The organism is Kumtagia sp., from assembly GCF_059502445.1.
This window is the reverse complement of sequence record NZ_JCACER010000083.1, coordinates 1-18,016: the sequence shown is the minus strand read 5'-3', so window position 1 is coordinate 18,016 and position 18,016 is coordinate 1. Positions and strand designations below refer to the sequence as shown.

General features: G+C 66.4%; 22 protein-coding genes. 14 read left to right on the top strand and 8 right to left on the bottom strand.

What is annotated here, in order from left to right:
- Positions 1–209 precede the first annotated feature (209 nt).
- Positions 210–1,067 carry an RNA methyltransferase gene (locus AC5JDC_RS22010; protein WP_495844589.1) on the top strand — a complete coding sequence of 286 codons (858 nt, stop codon included), beginning with the start codon at positions 210–212 and terminating at the stop codon, positions 1,065–1,067.
- A complete protein-coding gene (gene murI, locus AC5JDC_RS22005) occupies positions 1,060–1,866 on the top strand; it encodes a glutamate racemase (protein ID WP_106770177.1) in 807 nt (268 codons plus the stop codon). The genes AC5JDC_RS22010 and murI overlap by 8 nt, the downstream gene beginning before the upstream one ends.
- Here the strand turns inward: murI and AC5JDC_RS22000 are convergent.
- Complete coding sequence (locus tag AC5JDC_RS22000) at positions 1,853–2,677, bottom strand: FTR1 family iron permease (protein ID WP_495844587.1); 825 nt, start codon at positions 2,675–2,677, stop codon at positions 1,853–1,855. The two genes, murI and AC5JDC_RS22000, sit on opposite strands and share 14 nt — an antisense overlap.
- Before the next feature lie 4 nt (positions 2,678–2,681).
- Positions 2,682–3,026 (bottom strand): cupredoxin domain-containing protein, encoded by a 345-nt coding sequence (locus AC5JDC_RS21995; protein WP_495844585.1) that lies wholly within the window; start codon positions 3,024–3,026, stop codon positions 2,682–2,684.
- Between the two features lie 209 nt (positions 3,027–3,235).
- Between AC5JDC_RS21995 and AC5JDC_RS21990 the strand changes: the two genes are divergently transcribed.
- Complete coding sequence (locus tag AC5JDC_RS21990; RefSeq protein ID WP_106770174.1) at positions 3,236–3,427, top strand: DUF3008 family protein; 192 nt, start codon at positions 3,236–3,238, stop codon at positions 3,425–3,427.
- Between the two features lie 183 nt (positions 3,428–3,610).
- On the opposite strand, the gene AC5JDC_RS21985 is transcribed toward AC5JDC_RS21990, so the two are convergent.
- On the bottom strand, positions 3,611–4,249 hold the full coding sequence (locus AC5JDC_RS21985; protein ID WP_495844583.1) for an NAD(P)-dependent oxidoreductase: 639 nt from the start codon (positions 4,247–4,249) through the stop codon (positions 3,611–3,613).
- Positions 4,250–4,394: 145 nt separating this feature from the next.
- Here AC5JDC_RS21985 and AC5JDC_RS21980 point away from each other — a divergent pair, with 145 nt between their 5' ends.
- The 5 genes from AC5JDC_RS21980 (at position 4,395) to AC5JDC_RS21960 (ending at position 8,094) form a co-directional block, all read left to right on the top strand.
- Positions 4,395–4,805 (top strand): winged helix-turn-helix transcriptional regulator, encoded by a 411-nt coding sequence (locus AC5JDC_RS21980; RefSeq protein ID WP_495844581.1) that lies wholly within the window; start codon positions 4,395–4,397, stop codon positions 4,803–4,805.
- Positions 4,806–4,963: 158 nt separating this feature from the next.
- A complete protein-coding gene (locus tag AC5JDC_RS21975; RefSeq protein ID WP_106770171.1) occupies positions 4,964–5,353 on the top strand; it encodes a hypothetical protein in 390 nt (129 codons plus the stop codon).
- A gap of 214 nt (positions 5,354–5,567) precedes the next feature.
- Positions 5,568–6,185: a 30S ribosomal protein S4 gene (gene rpsD / locus AC5JDC_RS21970; RefSeq protein WP_106770170.1), complete on the top strand. Its 618-nt coding sequence runs from the start codon at positions 5,568–5,570 to the stop codon at positions 6,183–6,185.
- A 217-nt stretch (positions 6,186–6,402) separates the two neighbouring features.
- On the top strand, positions 6,403–7,251 hold the full coding sequence (ttcA, locus tag AC5JDC_RS21965; RefSeq protein WP_495845048.1) for a tRNA 2-thiocytidine(32) synthetase TtcA: 849 nt from the start codon (positions 6,403–6,405) through the stop codon (positions 7,249–7,251).
- Positions 7,252–7,266: 15 nt separating this feature from the next.
- The gene (locus AC5JDC_RS21960; protein WP_495844578.1) at positions 7,267–8,094 is read left to right on the top strand and encodes an inositol monophosphatase family protein; all 828 of its coding nucleotides are present in this window, start codon (positions 7,267–7,269) and stop codon (positions 8,092–8,094) included.
- Between the two features lie 35 nt (positions 8,095–8,129).
- On the opposite strand, the gene AC5JDC_RS21955 is transcribed toward AC5JDC_RS21960, so the two are convergent.
- Positions 8,130–9,380: a multidrug effflux MFS transporter gene (locus AC5JDC_RS21955; protein ID WP_495844576.1), complete on the bottom strand. Its 1,251-nt coding sequence runs from the start codon at positions 9,378–9,380 to the stop codon at positions 8,130–8,132.
- Between the two features lie 302 nt (positions 9,381–9,682).
- A complete protein-coding gene (grxD, locus tag AC5JDC_RS21950; RefSeq protein WP_106770166.1) occupies positions 9,683–10,018 on the bottom strand; it encodes a Grx4 family monothiol glutaredoxin in 336 nt (111 codons plus the stop codon).
- 169 nt (positions 10,019–10,187) lie between these two features.
- Between grxD and AC5JDC_RS21945 the strand changes: the two genes are divergently transcribed.
- The 3 genes from AC5JDC_RS21945 to AC5JDC_RS21935 all read left to right on the top strand — a co-directional run bounded on the left by AC5JDC_RS21945 (position 10,188) and on the right by AC5JDC_RS21935 (position 12,472).
- Positions 10,188–10,985 carry a phosphodiester glycosidase family protein gene (locus AC5JDC_RS21945; protein WP_495844572.1) on the top strand — a complete coding sequence of 266 codons (798 nt, stop codon included), beginning with the start codon at positions 10,188–10,190 and terminating at the stop codon, positions 10,983–10,985.
- A gap of 222 nt (positions 10,986–11,207) precedes the next feature.
- Positions 11,208–11,549 (top strand): ArsR/SmtB family transcription factor, encoded by a 342-nt coding sequence (locus tag AC5JDC_RS21940; protein WP_495844571.1) that lies wholly within the window; start codon positions 11,208–11,210, stop codon positions 11,547–11,549.
- Positions 11,546–12,472: an SRPBCC family protein gene (locus AC5JDC_RS21935; protein WP_495844569.1), complete on the top strand. Its 927-nt coding sequence runs from the start codon at positions 11,546–11,548 to the stop codon at positions 12,470–12,472. The genes AC5JDC_RS21940 and AC5JDC_RS21935 overlap by 4 nt, the downstream gene beginning before the upstream one ends.
- A 227-nt stretch (positions 12,473–12,699) precedes the next feature.
- Here the strand turns inward: AC5JDC_RS21935 and AC5JDC_RS21930 are convergent, their stop codons facing one another.
- The 3 genes from AC5JDC_RS21930 to AC5JDC_RS21920 all read right to left on the bottom strand — a co-directional run bounded on the left by AC5JDC_RS21930 (position 12,700) and on the right by AC5JDC_RS21920 (position 16,809).
- Positions 12,700–12,933 (bottom strand): BolA/IbaG family iron-sulfur metabolism protein, encoded by a 234-nt coding sequence (locus tag AC5JDC_RS21930; RefSeq protein ID WP_106770163.1) that lies wholly within the window; start codon positions 12,931–12,933, stop codon positions 12,700–12,702.
- 116 nt (positions 12,934–13,049) lie between these two features.
- Positions 13,050–15,284: a phosphoribosylformylglycinamidine synthase subunit PurL gene (gene purL, locus AC5JDC_RS21925; RefSeq protein WP_495844566.1), complete on the bottom strand. Its 2,235-nt coding sequence runs from the start codon at positions 15,282–15,284 to the stop codon at positions 13,050–13,052.
- Between the two features lie 109 nt (positions 15,285–15,393).
- On the bottom strand, positions 15,394–16,809 hold the full coding sequence (locus AC5JDC_RS21920) for an aminotransferase-like domain-containing protein (RefSeq protein WP_495844564.1): 1,416 nt from the start codon (positions 16,807–16,809) through the stop codon (positions 15,394–15,396).
- 90 nt (positions 16,810–16,899) lie between these two features.
- Here AC5JDC_RS21920 and AC5JDC_RS21915 point away from each other — a divergent pair, with 90 nt between their 5' ends.
- From AC5JDC_RS21915 to AC5JDC_RS21905, 3 genes are all read left to right on the top strand, one after another.
- The gene (locus AC5JDC_RS21915; RefSeq protein ID WP_495844562.1) at positions 16,900–17,145 is read left to right on the top strand and encodes a DUF1127 domain-containing protein; all 246 of its coding nucleotides are present in this window, start codon (positions 16,900–16,902) and stop codon (positions 17,143–17,145) included.
- A 65-nt stretch (positions 17,146–17,210) separates the two neighbouring features.
- The gene (locus AC5JDC_RS21910; protein ID WP_495844560.1) at positions 17,211–17,396 is read left to right on the top strand and encodes a hypothetical protein; all 186 of its coding nucleotides are present in this window, start codon (positions 17,211–17,213) and stop codon (positions 17,394–17,396) included.
- 408 nt (positions 17,397–17,804) lie between these two features.
- Positions 17,805–18,011, top strand: a complete 207-nt coding sequence (locus AC5JDC_RS21905) for a hypothetical protein (protein ID WP_495844558.1) — start codon at positions 17,805–17,807, stop codon at positions 18,009–18,011.
- The last annotated feature ends 5 nt before the right edge of the window (positions 18,012–18,016 follow it).

Genomic DNA, 18,016 nt, shown 5'->3' with positions numbered 1-18,016 from the left:
GGGACGACGGTCCCGCGGGGTCGCGATCGGAAGTATGGCGCCTATAGCAAAGCGGGCAGGGGTGCGCAAACGGTCTACCGCGCCGCGAGCGCCGCTTCGTGGGCACTGTCCGCCGGCTTCTTCCGCTTCCCGGACATCGGCCGGCACAGGCGGCTTGAGTTTTCGGGCGGATATGCGAGGAGGGCGGTGAAAGGAGTGGTGACGACACCATGGCAGAACCATCCAGGCAGTCGCCGGCCAGCGGCCCCGTGATCGTCCTCGTCGCCCCGCAGATGGGCGAGAACATCGGCATGGTGGCGCGTGCCATGGCGAATTTCGGCCTGTCGGAGCTCAGGCTGGTGGCACCCCGCGACGGCTGGCCGAACGACAAGGCCACCGCCGCCGCCAGCCGCGCCAACCATGTGGTCGAGGCGGCCGTCGTGTTCGATGATCTTCGCGCCGCCACTGCCGACCTCTCCTTCGTCTTCGCCACCACGGCGCGCGAACGCGACGGTTTCAAGCGGGTGGCCGGTCCGGTCGAAGCGGCGCGCATGCTGCGGGAAAAGGAGGCGTCGGGCGCGCGCACCGGCATTCTGTTCGGGCGGGAAAGATTCGGCCTCGACAATGACGAGATCAGCCTGGCCGACGAGATCGTGACCTTCCCGGTCGATCCCGCTTATGCCTCGCTCAACGTCGCGCAGGCGGCGCTGCTGATGGCCTATGAATGGCGCAAGGCCGGGTTGGAGCACGAGACCGACACGCCTTTTTCAGGGCCGGAAATGGTGCCGGCGCCGAAGGCCGAGCTTTTTAGCCTGTTCGGCCACCTGGAGGAGGCGCTGGAGAGCCGCGGCTATTTCCGCCCGCCCTCGAAAAAGCCCAAGATGGTCGACAAGCTGCGCGCCGTGCTCACCCGGCCGGCCTTTTCCAGCGGCGAGATCAAGGTTTTGCGCGGCATCGTCGCCTCGCTCGACTATTTTTCGCCGAGGGAGCCGCGCGGCGCCGGCTATCCCGAGCGCAAGGCGGCGGCCGACCGGCTGGCCCACCAGCCCGGCGCGCCGGATCAGGCGAAGGGGGAGAAGGATGGCTGAACGCCCGGTGCTGATGTTCGATTCGGGCATAGGCGGGCTGACCGTGCTGCGCGAGGCGCGCGTGCTGATGCCCGACCGACGCTTCGTCTATGTCGCCGACGACGCCGCCTTTCCCTACGGCGACTGGGAGGAGGAGGCGCTGGACCGGCGCATCGTCGACTTGTTCGGCACGCTGCTCGACCGCTACCGGCCCGAGATCGCCGTCATTCCCTGCAACACCGCCTCGACCCTGTCGCTGGCCAGCCTGCGCGCCGCCTATCCCGGCACGCCCTTCGTCGGCACGGTTCCGGCGATCAAGCCGGCGGCCGAGCGCACCCGTTCCGGTCTGGTCTCGGTGCTGGCAACGCCCGGCACGGTCAAGCGGCAATACACGCGCGACCTGATCGCCCAATGGGCGCAGAAATGCCATGTCAGGCTGGTCGGCAGCACAAAACTCGCCCGGCTCGCCGAGATCTACATGCGCGACGGCTTCGTCGACGAGGAGGAGGTGAGCGCCGAGATCGCGCCCTGCTTCGTCGAGCGCGACGGCAAACGCACCGACATCGTCGTGCTCGCCTGCACCCATTATCCCTTCCTGGTCAACCGCATGCGCAAGATGGCACCATGGCCGGTCGACTGGCTGGACCCCGCCGAGGCGATCGCGCGACGCACGCTGTCGCTGCTCGACGGCAGGGGAGAAGCTCCGGCCGGTGACCGCGCCGCCGACCTGCGCGACATCGCCGTCTTCACCTCGGGCAAGGCGGATTTCGCCATCCGCCGGCTCATACAGGGGTTTGGGCTCAGCCTCACGCAGCCCTAGGCCGCTCTCCGGCTCGCCTGACTGCCACCGAGGCGCCGACGATTGCCGCGACCGTCGCCAGGTAGAACACGATCTGGATGCCCTCCGGCCGGGCGACATAGCCGACGAGGATGTGCAGCAGGAAGCCGAGGGCATCTGTCTGCGGCAGGATCTTCGACGTGTTCCAGATGTCGTAGCCGAGCGCCGGCAGCCAGCCCGCCTGCACCAGGAACGCCGCCGCCTGCGCGGCGAGCCCGGCGGCGAGCAGGACGATGATGATGCCGGTGACGCGGAAGATGTGTTTCAGCGGCACGCTGAGCAGCCCGGCATAGAACAGCGCGCCGACGATCGCGGCTGCGGCGACGCCCAGCAACCCGCCCTGCAGCATGGAGGCGACCGTCATCTCGCCGTCGACGGCGAGGCCGTAGAGGAACAGCACCGTTTCCGAACCCTCGCGCAGTACAGCGACGGCGCAGATGGCGGCCAGTGCCGAAAGCGGCTTCGCGCCTTCCTTCACCGCCCGGCCGACGGTTCGGCTCGTATCGACCAGTTCCCGCGCGTGGCCGCTCATCCAGATCTGGTGCCAGGCCAGCATGGCGACGGCGAGCAGCAGCACCACGGCATTGAGGATTTCCGTGCCGTTGCCCTCGAACAGGTTTGCCAGGCCGTCGGCGAAGAGCGCGACCAGGCCTGCGCCGGCGAGCCCGGAGGCCACGCCCGCCGCCACCCAGCCGCCGCGCGCGGCAATGCCCTTGCTGGCCGCCAGCACGATGGCGACGATCAGCGCCGCCTCCAGCGTCTCGCGAAAGACGATCACGAAGGTGGAAAGCACCGTCCTACTCCGCGAACAGCCTGCCGAGCGCCGAATCCATGTGCCGCTCGCCGAAGAAGCCGTATTCGCCGGCGGCCAGCGGGCCGACATGGAAGGTCATCCGCTTGCCGCCGCCGATCACCTTCTCGACATGGAAATCGTTGCTCTCGAACTCTTCCGCCGTCGCGTCGGAATTGATCACGACCAGCGCGAATTTTTCGCCGGCCGGCACCGTCAGCGTCGCCGGCGTGAAGCGGTGCTCCTTGATCGTCAGCGTGAACGACTGCTCGGCCAGGGCCGGTGCAACGTGAGCACCGAGCGCTGCAAACGCCACCGCGGCGAGCGGGACAAGGCTGCGGCAAGCGGGCATGTGGGTCATCCTCGTAGGACCGTCCGCGGTCGCGGACTTCTTTCAAGGATAGAAAGGTGATGTCTCTTGTCAAGAAAAACCGCAGTTTAGAAGCGCTGTAAATACAATGATTACAACATGTTGGGTGCTGTATTGCGTTGTTCGAGGCATGCGGAACCCCTTGCGTGACCCCGCGTTGTCGCAGCAGCAACGACGCAAGGAGCATTGCCATGCCCGCCAAATCGAAAGCCCAGCAGAAGGCCGCCGGCGCCGCCTTGTCGGCCAAGCGCGGCGATACCAGGAAGAGCGAGCTCAAGGGCGCATCGAAGGGAATGTACGAATCGATGAGCGAAAAGCAGCTCGAGGATTTTGCCGAAACCAAGCGCAAGGGCCTGCCCGAGAAGAAGAAGTCCAAGGACTGAGGACGACGGAGAAGCGCCTCGTCCATCGAACGAGGGCGCTTCGCGATAGCGGTAGCCGTTCGGACCGCCGGCTGGCTCGCTATCTTCGTCCGGATGTTTCACGATCCCTTCTACCGATGAAGAAGGCCGGGCATTCCGACCTCATCCCGCCATTGGGTCGCGGTACCAAGGGGAGGCGATGCCCTAATAAGCCACGGTGAAGCGCTGGCGCCGATGTGCCGGCTTTTCCGCCTCGTCGAGAATGGCGACCGCGAGATCCTCTACCGAAGTCGCGCTCTGGCCCTTGTCGTCGAACACCGGATTGTCGCCGCCGACCCGGTATTTGCCGGTGCGCTCGCCCGGCGCGAGCTGGAAGGGCGGCGACACGAAGGTCCAGTCGAGGCCGCTGTCCTTTTTCAGGTCGTTCAGGGAATCGCGAGCCGCCAGCGCGCCCTGCTTCCATTCGGCGGGGAATTCCGGCGAATCGACGAACTGGCTGCCGTCGGGTGCATGGAGGCTGCCGGCGCCGCCGACTGCGATCAGCCGCAGGCCGGCCGTCTTCGCCGCCGCCGCGATCGCCGCCGAGCCCTTGCGGTGCTTGTCGTAGATGTCGGGGTCGCCCCAGCCGCCGTTGAAGGCGGAGACGACGACGTCGTGACCGGCGAGCGCATCGGCAAGCGCGGCGGCGTCGAAGACGTCGGCCTTGGCCGCGGTCACGCCGGCCGCCTTCTCCACCTTGTCGGGGTTGCGCACCAGCGCGGTGACGGAATGGCCGCGGCGGACCGCCTCCTTGAGCAGCGCGCCGCCGACGAAACCGGAGGCGCCGATGAGGGCAATCTTCATGACAGATCCTTTCATCGCCCGGCCGGCCTCTCGGATGGCCGAGCATCTTGTGTAATCAGGTTATCACCGGTAACCAGATAAGGGATTGCGGTCTGCCGCGTAAGAACGCATGAATCCGTGCCGAGGTTACCGCGAGGGAACTGCGATGAATGCCAGAACCGGAACGACGGCGGCGGCGCCGCTTCTGCAGGCCAGCCCCGGCTTCGCCCAGGACGAGCGCGGCGGCTGCCCGATCCGCGAGGTGCTCGACCGTGTCGGCGACACCTGGAGCATTCTCGTCATCTTCAACCTCCAGCCCGGGCCGATGCGCTTCAATGCGCTCAAGCGCGCCATCGAAGGCATTTCGCAGCGCATGCTGACGGTGACGCTGCGCTCGCTCGAGCGCGACGGCCTGGTGAGCCGCACCGTGCGGCCGACCACCCCGCCGGAGGTCGAATATGCGCTGACCGAGCTCGGTCATTCGATCGCCGTGCCGATCGATGCGCTGGGCGTATGGGCGGCGCGCAACCGCGACGCGATGCGGGTGGCGCGCTCGGCGTTCGATACCGGAGCGTGAGCGGTCACGGGAACGGCGTGGGGCCTTCCGATGCGAGATGACTGCAACCGCCGGGAACATTCGCGGTACGGTTGAGTTTTGGAAGCGATTGCGTCCAGGACGAAGCGCCTGCCGGCGTTGCTTGGCCAGCGCCCGGCAGGGAGCATCGGGAGCATGCCATGGAACTGACGATCTATCTTTCGAAAGTCTTCGGCATCGCGCTGATCGCCATGGGCGCGTCGATCATGCTCAGGCGGCGCTATTTCGTTCCGGTCTTCGGCGCATTCGTGCGCGAGCGGCTGCTTCGGGCCGTCATGTCCTTCATCGAGCTGCTCGGCGGGCTGTTCCTGATCGTCGGCCATACCGCCTGGTCGCCCTTGCCGGCGGCGATCATTTCGCTGCTCGGCTGGGTCGCGGTGATCGAGGCGCTGTGCTATCTGCTGCTGCCGGACGAGGCGGTCGAGGGCATGCTGGATACCTTCAACAAGCCGTCCTGGTATGTCGGCGGCGGGCTGGTTTCGATCCTGATCGGTGTCTATCTCGCCGGTTTCGGCTTCGGATTGTGGTGAAACCGCGATTTTGTTGACAGACCGGGTCGGATGCCGTAGTAGCCCACCGAACCGCGCAGCAATGCGCGGTCTTTTGTTTGACGTGTCCCGTGGGTCTTTCCGCAAAGCGTGCGTGGGAGACCCTGTCAGGTCCCGAAAAAGGGGGCCAGAGGAGGGCGCGTTTCCTTCGCTCGGAGCGTGAGGCTGCGGGCGTATCGTTTTGAAAGGGAATGCGATGAGCAAGCGCGAATCCGCGAAGTACAAGATCGACCGCCGTCTCGGCGAAAACATCTGGGGTCGTCCGAAGTCCCCGGTCAACAAGCGTGAATACGGTCCCGGCCAGCACGGCCAGCGCCGCAAGGGCAAGCTGTCCGACTTCGGCCTGCAGCTGCGCGCCAAGCAGAAGCTCAAGGGCCATTATGGCGACGTCTCGGAAAAGCAGTTCCGCAAGACCTACGAGGAGGCCAACCGCCGCCGTGGCGACACCTCCGAGAACCTGATCGGCCTGCTGGAGTCGCGCCTCGACGCGGTCGTCTACCGCTCCAAGTTCGTGCCGACGATCTTCGCGGCGCGCCAGTTCGTCAACCACGGCCACGTCAACGTCAACGGCAAGCGCGTCAACATCGGCTCCTACCGCTGCAAGCCGGGCGACGTCATCGAGGTGCGTGAGAAGTCGAAGCAGCTCGTCCTGGTGCTGGAATCGGTGCAGCTCGCCGAGCGCGACGTGCCGGACTACATCGAGGCCGACCACAACAAGATGACCGCCACCTTCGCGCGCGTTCCCGGCCTGGCCGACGTCCCGTTCGCCGTGCAGATGGAACCGAACCTGGTGGTCGAGTTCTACTCGCGCTGATAGTCGTCCGCGAACGAGATTCTTCAGAAGGCCGCCTCCGGGCGGCCTTCGTCGTTTCCGGCGTCGGCCTGCGCCGTCCGGAGCGGGCCTCGTGCCCGGCCGAGCCGTTGCCGTCGATCGGTCCCGCGCATCTTTTGCGCCGGCCTGCTCTTCCCGCAGTTGTTTGCGGTGGGCAGGCCGGATAGAGAGGGCCGCATTGAAGAGGCTCGTCAGCGCCATGAACGTCGCCGTCATTCCGCAACAGGTCGAAGAAAGCAGTGGGGGCTGCCATCCGCTGTTCCGCGACGTGCCGTCCTCCGTCGAGTTCAACAAGCTGCGCAAGCGGCTGCTGCGGCAGGTGCGCGAGGCGATCGACAGTTTCGCCATGGTGCGGCCGGGCGAGCGCTGGCTGGTGGCGCTGTCGGGCGGCAAGGATTCCTACGGGCTGCTCGCGGTCCTGCTCGACCTCAAATGGCGCGGCCTGCTGCCCGTGGACCTGCTCGCCTGCAACCTCGACCAGGGGCAGCCGGATTTTCCAAAACACATCCTGGCGGATTTTTTGAACCGCTACGACATCCCGCACCGCATCGAATACCGCGACACCTATTCCATCGTCACCGACAAGATCGCCGAGGGCGCCACCTACTGCTCGCTGTGCTCGCGGCTGCGGCGCGGCCATCTCTACCGCATCGCGCGCGAGGAGGGCTGCTCGTCGCTGGTGCTCGGCCATCACCGCGAGGACGTGCTCGAGACCTTCTTCATGAACCTCTTCCATGGCGGGCGGCTGGCGGCGATGCCGCCGAAGCTCATCAACGACGAGGGCGACGTGATGGTGCTGCGGCCGCTCGCCTTCTGCGCGGAAGCCGATCTCGCCCACTTCGCCGACGCCATGGCTTTCCCGATCATCCCTTGCGATCTCTGCGGCAGCCAGGACGGCCTGCAGCGCAACGCCATGAAGGCGATGCTCGACGACATCGAACGAAAGATGCCGGGCCGCAAGGACACGATGATCCGGGCGCTCGCCAATGTGCGGCCCTCGCACCTGCTCGACCGCGGCCTCTTCGACTTCTCCGCCCTTTCCCGATAACAGCGAGATTTTCCCATGCGTTTTGACGACACTTCGGTCGATTGGCTGACCGCGCTCCTGGCCGAGGCCGCCGCTGCCGAAATCATGCCGCGCTGGCGCCGTCTTTCGGCGGACGACATTCGCCAGAAGACCTCGGCCATCGACCTCGTCACCGAGGCGGACATCAGCGCTGAGCGCTACATCACCGCGCGGCTCAGGCAGCGGTTTCCCGGCGCGCTGGTGGTGGGCGAGGAAGCCTATGCCGCCGATCCCGCCGTGCTCGCCGGCCTGGACGAGGCGGACCTCGCCTTCGTCATCGACCCGATCGACGGCACGCTGAATTTCGCGTCGGGGCTGACGCTGTTCGGCGTCATGCTGGCGGTGGTGAGCAAGGGCGAGACGATCGCCGGCATCATCTACGACCCGGTCGGCAAGGATTTCATCCTGGCGGCGCGCGGCGCCGGCGCGCATGTCCGCCACGGCGACGGCCGGCTGGAGCCGGTCCGCGCGGCGGCCGCGGCGCCGGTATCGGCGATGAGCGGGGGGATCTCCTGGACCTATGTGCAGGAGCCGGAGCGCTCGATGCTGACGCGCAATCACGCCAAGTTCCGCTCGCATTTCAACTTCCGCTGCGCCGCCCACGAATACCGCCTGCTGGCGACCGGCGGCGCGCATTTCGTGCTCTACATGAAGCTGACACCGTGGGATCACCTGCCGGGCATGCTGATCCATGCCGAGGCCGGCGGCTATTCGGCGCGGCTCGACGGCGAGCCCTACGTGCCGTCGCGCATGGACGGCGGCATTCTGGTGGTGCCCGACAAGGCGAGCTGGGATGAGATCCGCGCCACGCTCTGGGCGCGCTGACCGTCGGCGGGCGAGCCTCGGCGCACCCGCCGGCCCTACACCGCCGGCTTCGGATCGTGCTGGGCGCGGAACAGTTTTCCGCGCTCGGCGATCAGCACCATGACGAGCCCGAGCGCCGCGACGCCGCAGAAGCCGGCGGCGAGCGGGGTGGTGGTGCCGTCGAAGGACTGGCCGATGAAGGCGCCGATGAGGCCGCCGCCCAGCGTCTGCACGAAACCCTGCACCGACGAGGCCGAGCCGGCGATGTGGCCGAGCGGCTCCATCGCCAGCGCGTTGAAGTTCGAACCGATCCAGCCGAACTGGAACATGGCGGCGGCGAACAGGATGACGAACGGGACGAGCGGCACCGGGCCGAGCAGCGACCAGACGAACCAGGTCAGGCTGACCAGGAAGAAGCCGATCAGCGCCGCGTGCGACAGCCGGCGCATGCCGAGCCGCATCACCAGGCGCGAGTTCAGGAAGGACGACACCGCCATCAGCCCGGCGACCAGCGCGAAGACCACGGGGAACCACACGCCGAGGCCGTAGATGCCGACATAGACCTGCTGGGCGGAGTTGATGAAGCCGAACAGCGCGCCGAACACGGTGGTGGAGGCGAGCGTGTACCAGAGCGACACGCGCGTCGTCAGCACGATGCCGAAGGCCTGGCTGATCGCCCCCAGCGTGAAGGGCCGCCGGTCCTCGGGGTGCTGCGTCTCCGGCAGGCGCAGCGCCGCCCACAGCGTGATCGCCAGCGCGATCAGGCCCATGCAGACGAAGATGAAGTGCCAGTTGGCGAACAGCATCATCACCTGGCCGATGCCCGGCGCGATCACCGGGATGATCATGAAGACCATGAAGATCAGCGACATGGTCTCGGCCATCTGCCGTCCGCCGAAGCGGTCGCGCACCATCGACACGGCGATCACGCGGGTCGAGGCGGCGCCGACGCCCTGGATGAAGCGCAGCGCCAGCAGCGTCTCGAAATTCGGCGCGAACGCGGCGGCGAAGGCGGCGATCAGGTAGACCGTGAGGCCGAACAGCAGCGGCAGCCGTCGCCCGAACCGGTCCGAAGCCGGGCCATAGGGCAGCAGCGCGGCCGCCATGCCGGCGAAATAGGCCGTGATCACATATTGCCGGTGGTTCTCGGTCTCGACGCCGAGGCTGGCGCCGATCTCCTGCAGGCCGGGCAGCATGATGTCGATGGCGAGCGCGTTGAGCGCCATCAGCGCCGCGCAGAGCGCGATGAACTCCCAGCGGGCGAGGGGGAAGGCGAGTGCCTTGCTGGCGGGCGATTGCTGGTCCATCGGACGGCTCCGGCTAAAGCATGTATCCCGAAAGCGCGTAGCGGTTTCGGGATAAAGACATGCGCAAAATCAAGAGCAGCGCGTCGCATGAATCCTCTTTCACGCGACCCGCCGTAGAGCATGATCCCGAAAAGTGCGGACTTTTCGGACGAAGGTCATGCGGTAGACAGAACACACGGAGCGGAATGCCCGTTCACTCCGACCGCACTCCGCTCCAATGCGCCAAACGAAATGCGCCGGCAGGCCGGCGCATCCTTTGTCTGGCTTTTGTTTTGAGCCCGGCCAGTCCGCCGGGCCGCGCGTCAGGCCGCGCTGCTGACGCTGACGCCTTTTTCCTCGAAATATCCTTGCAGCTCGCCCGCCTGGAACATCTCGCGGATGATGTCGCAGCCGCCGACGAACTCGCCCTTCACATAGAGCTGCGGGATGGTCGGCCAGTTCGAATATTCCTTGATGCCCTGGCGCAACTCGTTGGAGGTGAGCACGTTGACGCCCTTGTAGTCGACGCCCAGATAATCGAGGATCTGCACCACCTGGCCGGAGAAGCCGCACTGCGGGAAACCCGGCGTGCCCTTCATGAACAGCACCACGTCTTTGCTCTTCACTTCGCTGTCGATGTATTCGCCGATGCCGCTCATCCGAAAAATCCCTTGCCTTGCCTGTGGGAGTCAGGCCCGAAACATGCCATTCAAATAAACCCTAAGGCCACCCGAAACAAGGCATCCGATCCTTTTCCGGCTGGTCCAGCCAGCACGATGCCGCCGCCGGACCTGGCCCGGCAGTTCGTTCGTACCGCGATGAGGCAGGGTGAGCCGCGCAGCGATTGTCTCGATTGTCCTGATCGTTCTTGCGATTGCCGCCGCCGCCGGCTTGTGGTTGTCCGGCGGGGACAAGCGTCCGGCGCCTTTCGACGCCGCCGAGTTGCCGGCGATGTGTCGGGAAACGACGTTCGAGCAGGCCGCCTACGTCGTCTGCACGGTCGACCCCGGCCAGGCCGATATCGGCGTCTTCCATGCGGGGCCGGACGGCGGGGCTTACGGGTCGCTGGATGCTTTCGATCAGGCGATGGCGGCGCGCGGCAGGCCCGTGGCGCTGGCCATGAACGCCGGCATGTATCACGAGGGCCTCGGTCCGGTCGGCCTGCTGGTCGAAGACGGCCGCGAGGTCACGCCGGTCGAGACCGCGGACGGGGAGGGCAATTTCTTCCTCAAGCCGAACGGCATCTTCGTCATCCGCGACGACGGTGCGGCGGCCGTGATGGAGACGGAAAAATTCCGGGCCGGGCGCCCGGCGGTGCGCTTCGCCACACAGTCCGGGCCGATGCTGGTGATCGACGGACAAATCCATCCGCGCTTCCTGCCGGACGGCACGTCGCGCTACACCCGCAACGGCGTCGGCGTCACCGAATCCGGCAGCGTCGTGCTGGCGATCTCGCTTTCGCAAGTCAGCCTCGGCAGCTTTGCCCGGCTGTTCCGTGACACGCTCGCCTGCCCGAACGCGCTGTTCCTCGACGGCGACATTTCGGCGTTCTCCAACGGGAGGAGAACGCTGCTCGGCGGAAAGCATCCGGTCGGGCCGATCATCGCCGTGTTCGCGAAACAATAGCAGCGGCTACGATTATCCGCATCGCGCTCGGCAGGTCGTCGGCGCAGCGGCGTGTTCCCTTCTCCGAGTGCCTTCCGGTCCATGCCATTGTTTAGGGAACGCTCCTTACCGCAGGGGAGAAGCCGGGAGCGGGCCTGCCGGGCCGAACCTCTCGAACGATAAAACTTAGCAAGTTGGCGAAGTTTTCCTTGCGTCGCCGCGGAATGGGCGATAGTTAGCATTATGGCTAAGCATGATCCTGACCTCTCGCTGCTCTTCCACGCTTTGGCCGATCCGACCCGCCGATCGATCCTGACGCGGCTCGCCGAAAGGCCGGCGCGGGTGACGGAGCTGGCTGGACCCACGGGACTGCGTCTGCCCACGGTGATGCGGCACCTTTCCGTGTTGGAGGAGGCCGGGCTGATCGCAACCTCCAAGGACGGGCGCATACGCACCTGCGCCATCGTCCCCGAGGCCTTGGAGCCGGCGCGGACATGGCTCGATGAACAGCGGGCCATCTGGGAAGCTCGGCTCGACCGGCTGGACGCCTTTGTGATGAACGTGATGAAGGAGCGCGCGAAATGACATCGCACTTGCAGCGGGGCAGCACGACCCCTGAAGGATCCGATGGTGGAAGGAACCGTTTTGCGACCCTGACCTTCGAGCGGGACGTGGCCGCGCCGTTGTCGGTGCTGTGGCAGGCCTGGACGGCACCCGCCGCCCGGGCGGTCTGGGCCGCGCCCACCCCCTCCGTCACCGTGGAGTTCTTGGAGGCTGACACCAGGGTTGGCGGACGCGAAGTCTCGCTCTGCAAGGTCGAGGGTCAGCCGGACATCCGATGTGAATGCGGCTGGCTTGAGCTGCAACCGGCGATGCGTAGCGTCAACTACGAGGTGGTCTCCTCCGGTGGTGTGCCGCAGTCGGCGGCGCTGGTGACGGCTGATTTCTCAGGCTCGGACGAGCGCAGCCGGCTGGTCGTGACAGTGCAGCTTTCCTCGCTGGCCAAGGATATGCAGGCTGGCTACCGACAGGGTTTTGGCGCGGGGCTGGATAATCTCCAGGGCGCGGCCGAGCGGACAATGGTTCTGCAACGGGTCATCCGGGCGCCGCGATCCGTCGTCTGGGGCGCGTGGATGAACCCCGAAGCGCTGCCGCAATGGTGGGGGCCGGACGGGTTTTCCTGCCGGACGAAGAGGATCGACCTGCGGTCGGGCGGCGAATGGGTTTTCGACATGATCGGGCCCGACGGCACCGTCTATCCCAATCACCATCGCTATGGCGAGGTCAGGCCCGAAGTGGGGTTCGGCTATGCGCTGCTATGGGGCGAGAACGGGCCGAAACATGCCGACGCCTGGGCCTCGTTCGAGGATCAGGACGGGGCGACCAAGGTCACGCTGGGCATGGTCTTCACCACGGCTGCCGAGTTCCAGGAGGCCAAGGGTTTTGGTGCCGTGGAACTGGGACTGCAAACCCTGGGCAAGCTGGAGCGCTTCGTCACATCCCGCTGAATTGCCGCGACTTCCCGTCGGCGCGAATCGGGCCATCGGGCGAGGTCGTCATCCATGCCGCGCCCGATGGCCGTCCGAGCAAGGCTGGATCGCGGACTTCATGAACAAGGCCGAGAAGGTGGTCTTCTCGGCCGCGGTGCGCTGCGGCATGCTTGTGCATGCCTGTTGCCATCACGAAACGCAGCGGCGCTGCCGAAGCCGGTTGAAACGAATCGCGCCGAAGCAGGTCAATCCGGCGCGCTGGTCTGCAGCGCCAGCGCGTGCAGCACGCCGCCCATATTGCCCTTCAGCGCCTCGTAGACCATCTGGTGCTGCTGGACGCGGCTTTTCCCGCGAAAGCTTTCCGCCACGACTTCCGCCGCATAGTGGTCCCCGTCGCCGGCAAGGTCGCGGATCGTCACCCGGGCATCCGGAATGCCTTCCTTGATCAGGCGTTCGATGTCGTGCGCGTCCATCGCCATCGGCGAAGCTCCCCGTTTGGTCTGCTTGACCCAGATATGGCCTCCGGGGCCGGGGAGGTCAATCGGCCGACCGTCGATCGCCGAAGAAGCAATACCCGTCCGCCGGAGCGGTCCCTTCAGTTTTCCTGCGGCAGGTCGCCGGCCATGAAATTCGGGAACCAGCCTTCGTGCGCCGCCTTCAGCTCGGCGAGCGCTATCGCCCGGGCATCGCCGAGCTTCAGCTCCTGCCCGCCGGTGACGCCGATCCACGGCGCGAACACGCCGGTATCCTCGAGGAACTCGTTCAGGAACCAGTCGATCCTGTCGCGCCGCATGGTGACGACGTAGCGGCCCTGGTCCTCGCCGAAGAAGACGGGAACCGGCGAGACGCCCTTGAGCTGGCTGACATTGGCGCCGATGCCGCCGGCCATTGCCATCTCGGCCAGCGCCACGGCCAGCCCGCCGTCGGAGACGTCGTGCACGGCGGTGGCGACGCCGTCTGCGATCAGTTTTCGTACCAGATCGCCCACTTTCTTCTCATGCGCGAGGTCGACCGGCGGCGGGGGGCCGTCGCTGCGGCCGAAAATGTCGCGCAAATAGATCGACTGGCCGAGATGCGTGCCCCAAATGGCCGGCGCGCCGACCAGCACGATCGCTTCGTCGGCGGCGGCGAAGCCGATGCGCGCCATCTTCGACCAGTCGCCGATCAGGCCGACGCCGCCGATGGTGGGCGTGGGCAGGATGCCCTGGCCGTTGGTCTCGTTGTAGAGCGAGACATTGCCCGACACGATCGGGAAGCCGAGCGCCCGGCAGGCTTCGCCGATGCCTTCGATGGCCTTCACCAGCTGACCCATGATCTCCGGCCGCTCCGGATTGCCGAAGTTGAGATTGTCGGTGGCAGCCAGCGGCTCGGCGCCGGTCGCCGTGAGATTGCGCCAGCACTCCGCCACCGCCTGCTTGCCGCCCTCGAACGGGTCCGCCTCGCAGTAGCGCGGCGTGACGTCCGAGGAGAAGGCGAGCGCCTTGGTCGGGTGGCCGTCGATGCGCACCACGCCGGCGTCGCCGCCGGGGATCTGCAGCGTGTTGGCCAGAATCAGCGTGTCGTACTGCTCCCATACCCAGCGCCGGCTGGAGAGGTCCGGGCCGCCCAGCATCTTGATGAGCGCGTCGGCCACGTCGGCCTGCGGGATATCGTCTGTCGCGAGCGGCGCGGGCACTTTCGGCTCCGTCCACGGCCGGTCGTATTCCGGCGCCTGGTCGCCGAGTTCCTTGATCGGCAGATTGGCGACCTCCTCGCCCTGGTGCAGGATGCGGAAGCGCAGATCGTCGGTGGTCTTGCCGACGATGGCGAAGTCCAGCCCCCACTTCTCGAAGATCGCCGCCGCCTCCGCCTCCTTTTCCGGCTTCAGCACCATGAGCATGCGCTCCTGGCTCTCCGACAGCATCATCTCATACGCGCTCATGCGCTCCTCGCGCACCGGCACATGATCGAGGTCGAGCTCGATGCCGAGGTCGCCCTTGGCGCCCATCTCCACTGCCGAGCAGGTGAGGCCGGCGGCGCCCATGTCCTGGATGGCGATGACGGCGCCCGACGCCATCAGCTCGAGGCAGGCCTCCAGCAGGCATTTTTCCGTAAAAGGATCGCCGACCTGCACGGTCGGGCGTTTTTCCTCGATCGTATCGTCGAACTCCGCCGACGCCATGGTGGCGCCGCCGACACCGTCGCGCCCGGTCTTGGCGCCGAGATAGACGACGGGCAGGCCGACGCCCTTGGCCTCCGACAGGAAGATGCCGTCGGTGCGCGCCAGGCCGGCGGCGAAGGCGTTGACCAGGCAGTTGCCGTTGTAGGAGCGATCGAAATTGACCTCGCCGCCGACCGTCGGCACGCCGAAGGCGTTGCCGTAGCCGCCGACGCCGGAGACCACGCCGGCCACCAGGTGGCGCGTCTTCGGATGGTCGGGCTCGCCGAAGCGCAGCGCGTTCATCGCCGCGATCGGCCGCGCGCCCATGGTGAAGACGTCGCGCAAGATGCCGCCGACGCCGGTTGCCGCGCCCTGGTAGGGTTCGATGTAGGACGGGTGGTTGTGGCTCTCCATCTTGAAGACGACCGCCTGGCCGTCGCCGATGTCGACCACGCCGGCATTCTCGCCCGGCCCCTGGATCACCCGCTCGCCCTTGGTCGGCAGCGTGCGCAGCCATTTCTTCGAGCTCTTGTACGAGCAGTGCTCGTTCCACATCGCCGAGAAGATGCCGAGCTCGGTGAAGCTCGGCTCGCGGCCGATCAGGTCGAGGATGCGCCGGTACTCGTCGGGCTTCAGCCCGTGCGCCTTCACCATCTCGTCGGTGATGGCGACGTCGTTGCGGATGGTCATCGTGCTGCCATGGACTCCGTGGGGCTTGCCGCGCTCCATAGCGCAAGCCGGCGCCGCGATACACCGCCCGCTGGGGATAAATTCGCGTGAAGCGCCGGTTTTTGCGCGATCAGCCGTAACTGTCGTAGCCGGCGCCGCCATGGTCCATCAGCCGCCTGAGCGTGGCGAAGCCGGCGGCGACGTCTTCGCGGGTGGGCGGCATGGAGAAGCTGATGCGGACGCGGTGGAAGACACGCTCGCTGCGGCCGGCCTTGTATTCGTCCTCGTCGTCGACGAGCACGCCTTCGTTGGCCGCCACCTGCTTGAAGGTGCCGGACATCCATGGCTCGGGCAGCTTCATCCACAGGTAAGGCGCGTTCTTGTGCGAGCGGAAGTCGTGGCCGGCGAAGATCTTGCGCGCCAGCTCCTCGCGCGCGGCCAGCTCGCGCCGCACCTTGCCGCGGGTCTTTGCCGCCTCGCCGCCATTGACCAGCTCGGCCGACAGAGAGGCGAGCAGGAAGGGCAGGCCGCCCGTCACCATCTTGTGCGCGGTCTGCACGCGCGGCGCGAAATGCGCGGGGCAGGCGACCCAGCCGCCGCGCACGCCTGCCGACACCGCCTTGGACAGGCCGCCTATGTGGAAGGTGCGCTCCGGCGCGATCTCCGCAAGCGTCGAATAGCCGGTCTCCAGCAGCGTGCTGTAGACCGCGTCCTCGATGATCCAGACATTGTATTTTCTGGCGATCTCGACGATGGCGCGCTGCCGCTCCGGCGCCATGATCGACAGCGTTGGGTTCTGCAGCGCCGACATCAGGAAGACCAGTTTCGGATGCTGCTGGGCGCACAGCCGCTCGAAATCGTCGGGATCCGGGCCGTGCTCGTCATTGCCGAAGGCGACCGTGCGCCGGCCGATCAGGCTGGCGCTGCGCGAGATCGACGAATAGGTGATCTGCTCGAAGGCGACCCTGTCGCCCGGCGCGGTGGTGGCGGCGATCACCGCCAGGATGGCGGCATGGCAGCCGGAAGTCGGCACGATCGTCTGCGGCTCCGGCCGCCAGTCGCCGGAGGCGAGCCACGCGCTGCCGGCGGTGCGCCACTCCTCGGGCCAGCGCCGGGTGTAATCGACCACCTCGTCCGGATGGTCGCGAATAATGCGCTCGGTGATCTCGCGGATGGCGGCGCTCTGGCCGAGATCGGGCGCCGACGTCGTGTCCATGCGCAGCTTGCCCGCCGGCGCCGGGACGGCGCGGCTCCAGGTGGCGGCGGGAGCTGCGGCCTGGGGCTGCGGCTCGGGCGTATCGCCACTGCCCAGCACATAGGTTCCGCGTCCGACCTCGCCGCTGACCAGGCCGCGCTCGCGCGCCACCGCATAGGCGCGTGTCACCGTGCCGATGGTGACGCCGATGTCAAAGGCGAGGTTGCGCTGGGGCGGCAATTTTTCGCCCGTCGGCAGCCTGCCGTCGCTGATGTCGCGCTCGATCTGGTCGGCGAGGCGAAGATAGAGCGGGCCGGAGCCCTCGGACAGATCGGGAAGCCAATTTGTCATGATGACAATTTCATAGCTTGCAATTGCAATGGGGTCAATTCACAAGATTGTACCCATAGACGATGACATTATGTGTGAGAGGACAGGAAAATGGGTGCAATAGAGACATTGGCTCAGAGCCGTTCGATCCATCCGGGCCAGCCTCGCGGTTTCTTCCCGCGGATCGGCGCCGCCGCGGCCCGCCTTCTCGACGCCGTCTCGGACAGGACTTCGCATATGCTGGAGCGGCGGCGCAGCCGGCTGATGCTCCTGGAACTGAACGACGACCAGCTCAAGGACATCGGCCTGTCGCGCGCCGACGCCTATCGCGAGGGAATCCGTCCCTTTTTCGACTGATCTCCCGCCTCCGTCTTGGACGCTAGGGAATGGGCGGGAAAGCAGTGACCTCGAGGCGATCGAACATGCCGACGCATCCAAGGCTCATCCGGTACCTCGACGCCGCATTGCGCTGGTGGAACGGCCTGCCGCGAAAGCGGCTCACCCGGCGCGGGCTGATGGAGCTGAGCGACGACCAGCTGGCTGAGCTCGGCATGCCGGCACGGCGATGCCGGATATTGCAACCGAGCTCGCCGCCGCCGATCGCTTGAGGATACTCTTGCAACGACGAGACACCCTCATCCGCCTTCCCCCTCGACAAGCTCGGGGTCAGGCACCTTCTCCCACGGGCGAAAAGCGAGGAGTTTCGCGGCAACTCCTTCGCATTTCTTCAACGCAGGCGATTTGCAGAGGCGGTAATGCAGTGCTCCCTCTTCTCCCCTTTGGGAGAAGGTGCCTGCCCCGAGCTTGTCGAGAGGGAAGGCGGATGAGGGGTGTTGGACGGAACGCGACGCTGGCGCTGCTCCCGGAATCCCCCGAGGGACGGCGTTAGCTCATATGTGATCCCCTGAGCCGCGTGCTCCTTGTCAGCATCCGTCAGGATGATTTTCCCTCATTTTATCCCCGCCCCTCCCGGCCCGGGCGATAATCCCGCCGCCTGTGCTGGAAAGGAGGCGGCGGTGGACTGGGATGCGGCAATCGAGAAGAATCGCGAGGCGCTGAAGCGCATCCTCGCCATGCTCGTCGCCATGGCCGGCCTGGAACTCGAGGAACTCAGGGGACAGTTTACTTTCTTTCGGCAGAAGGGCACAGCCGCTTCAAGGTTTTCGCGGGCCGAAAAAAGTAATACCCCGCCTACCCGACGACCCGAAAAGCCTCGGGTCTGACGATG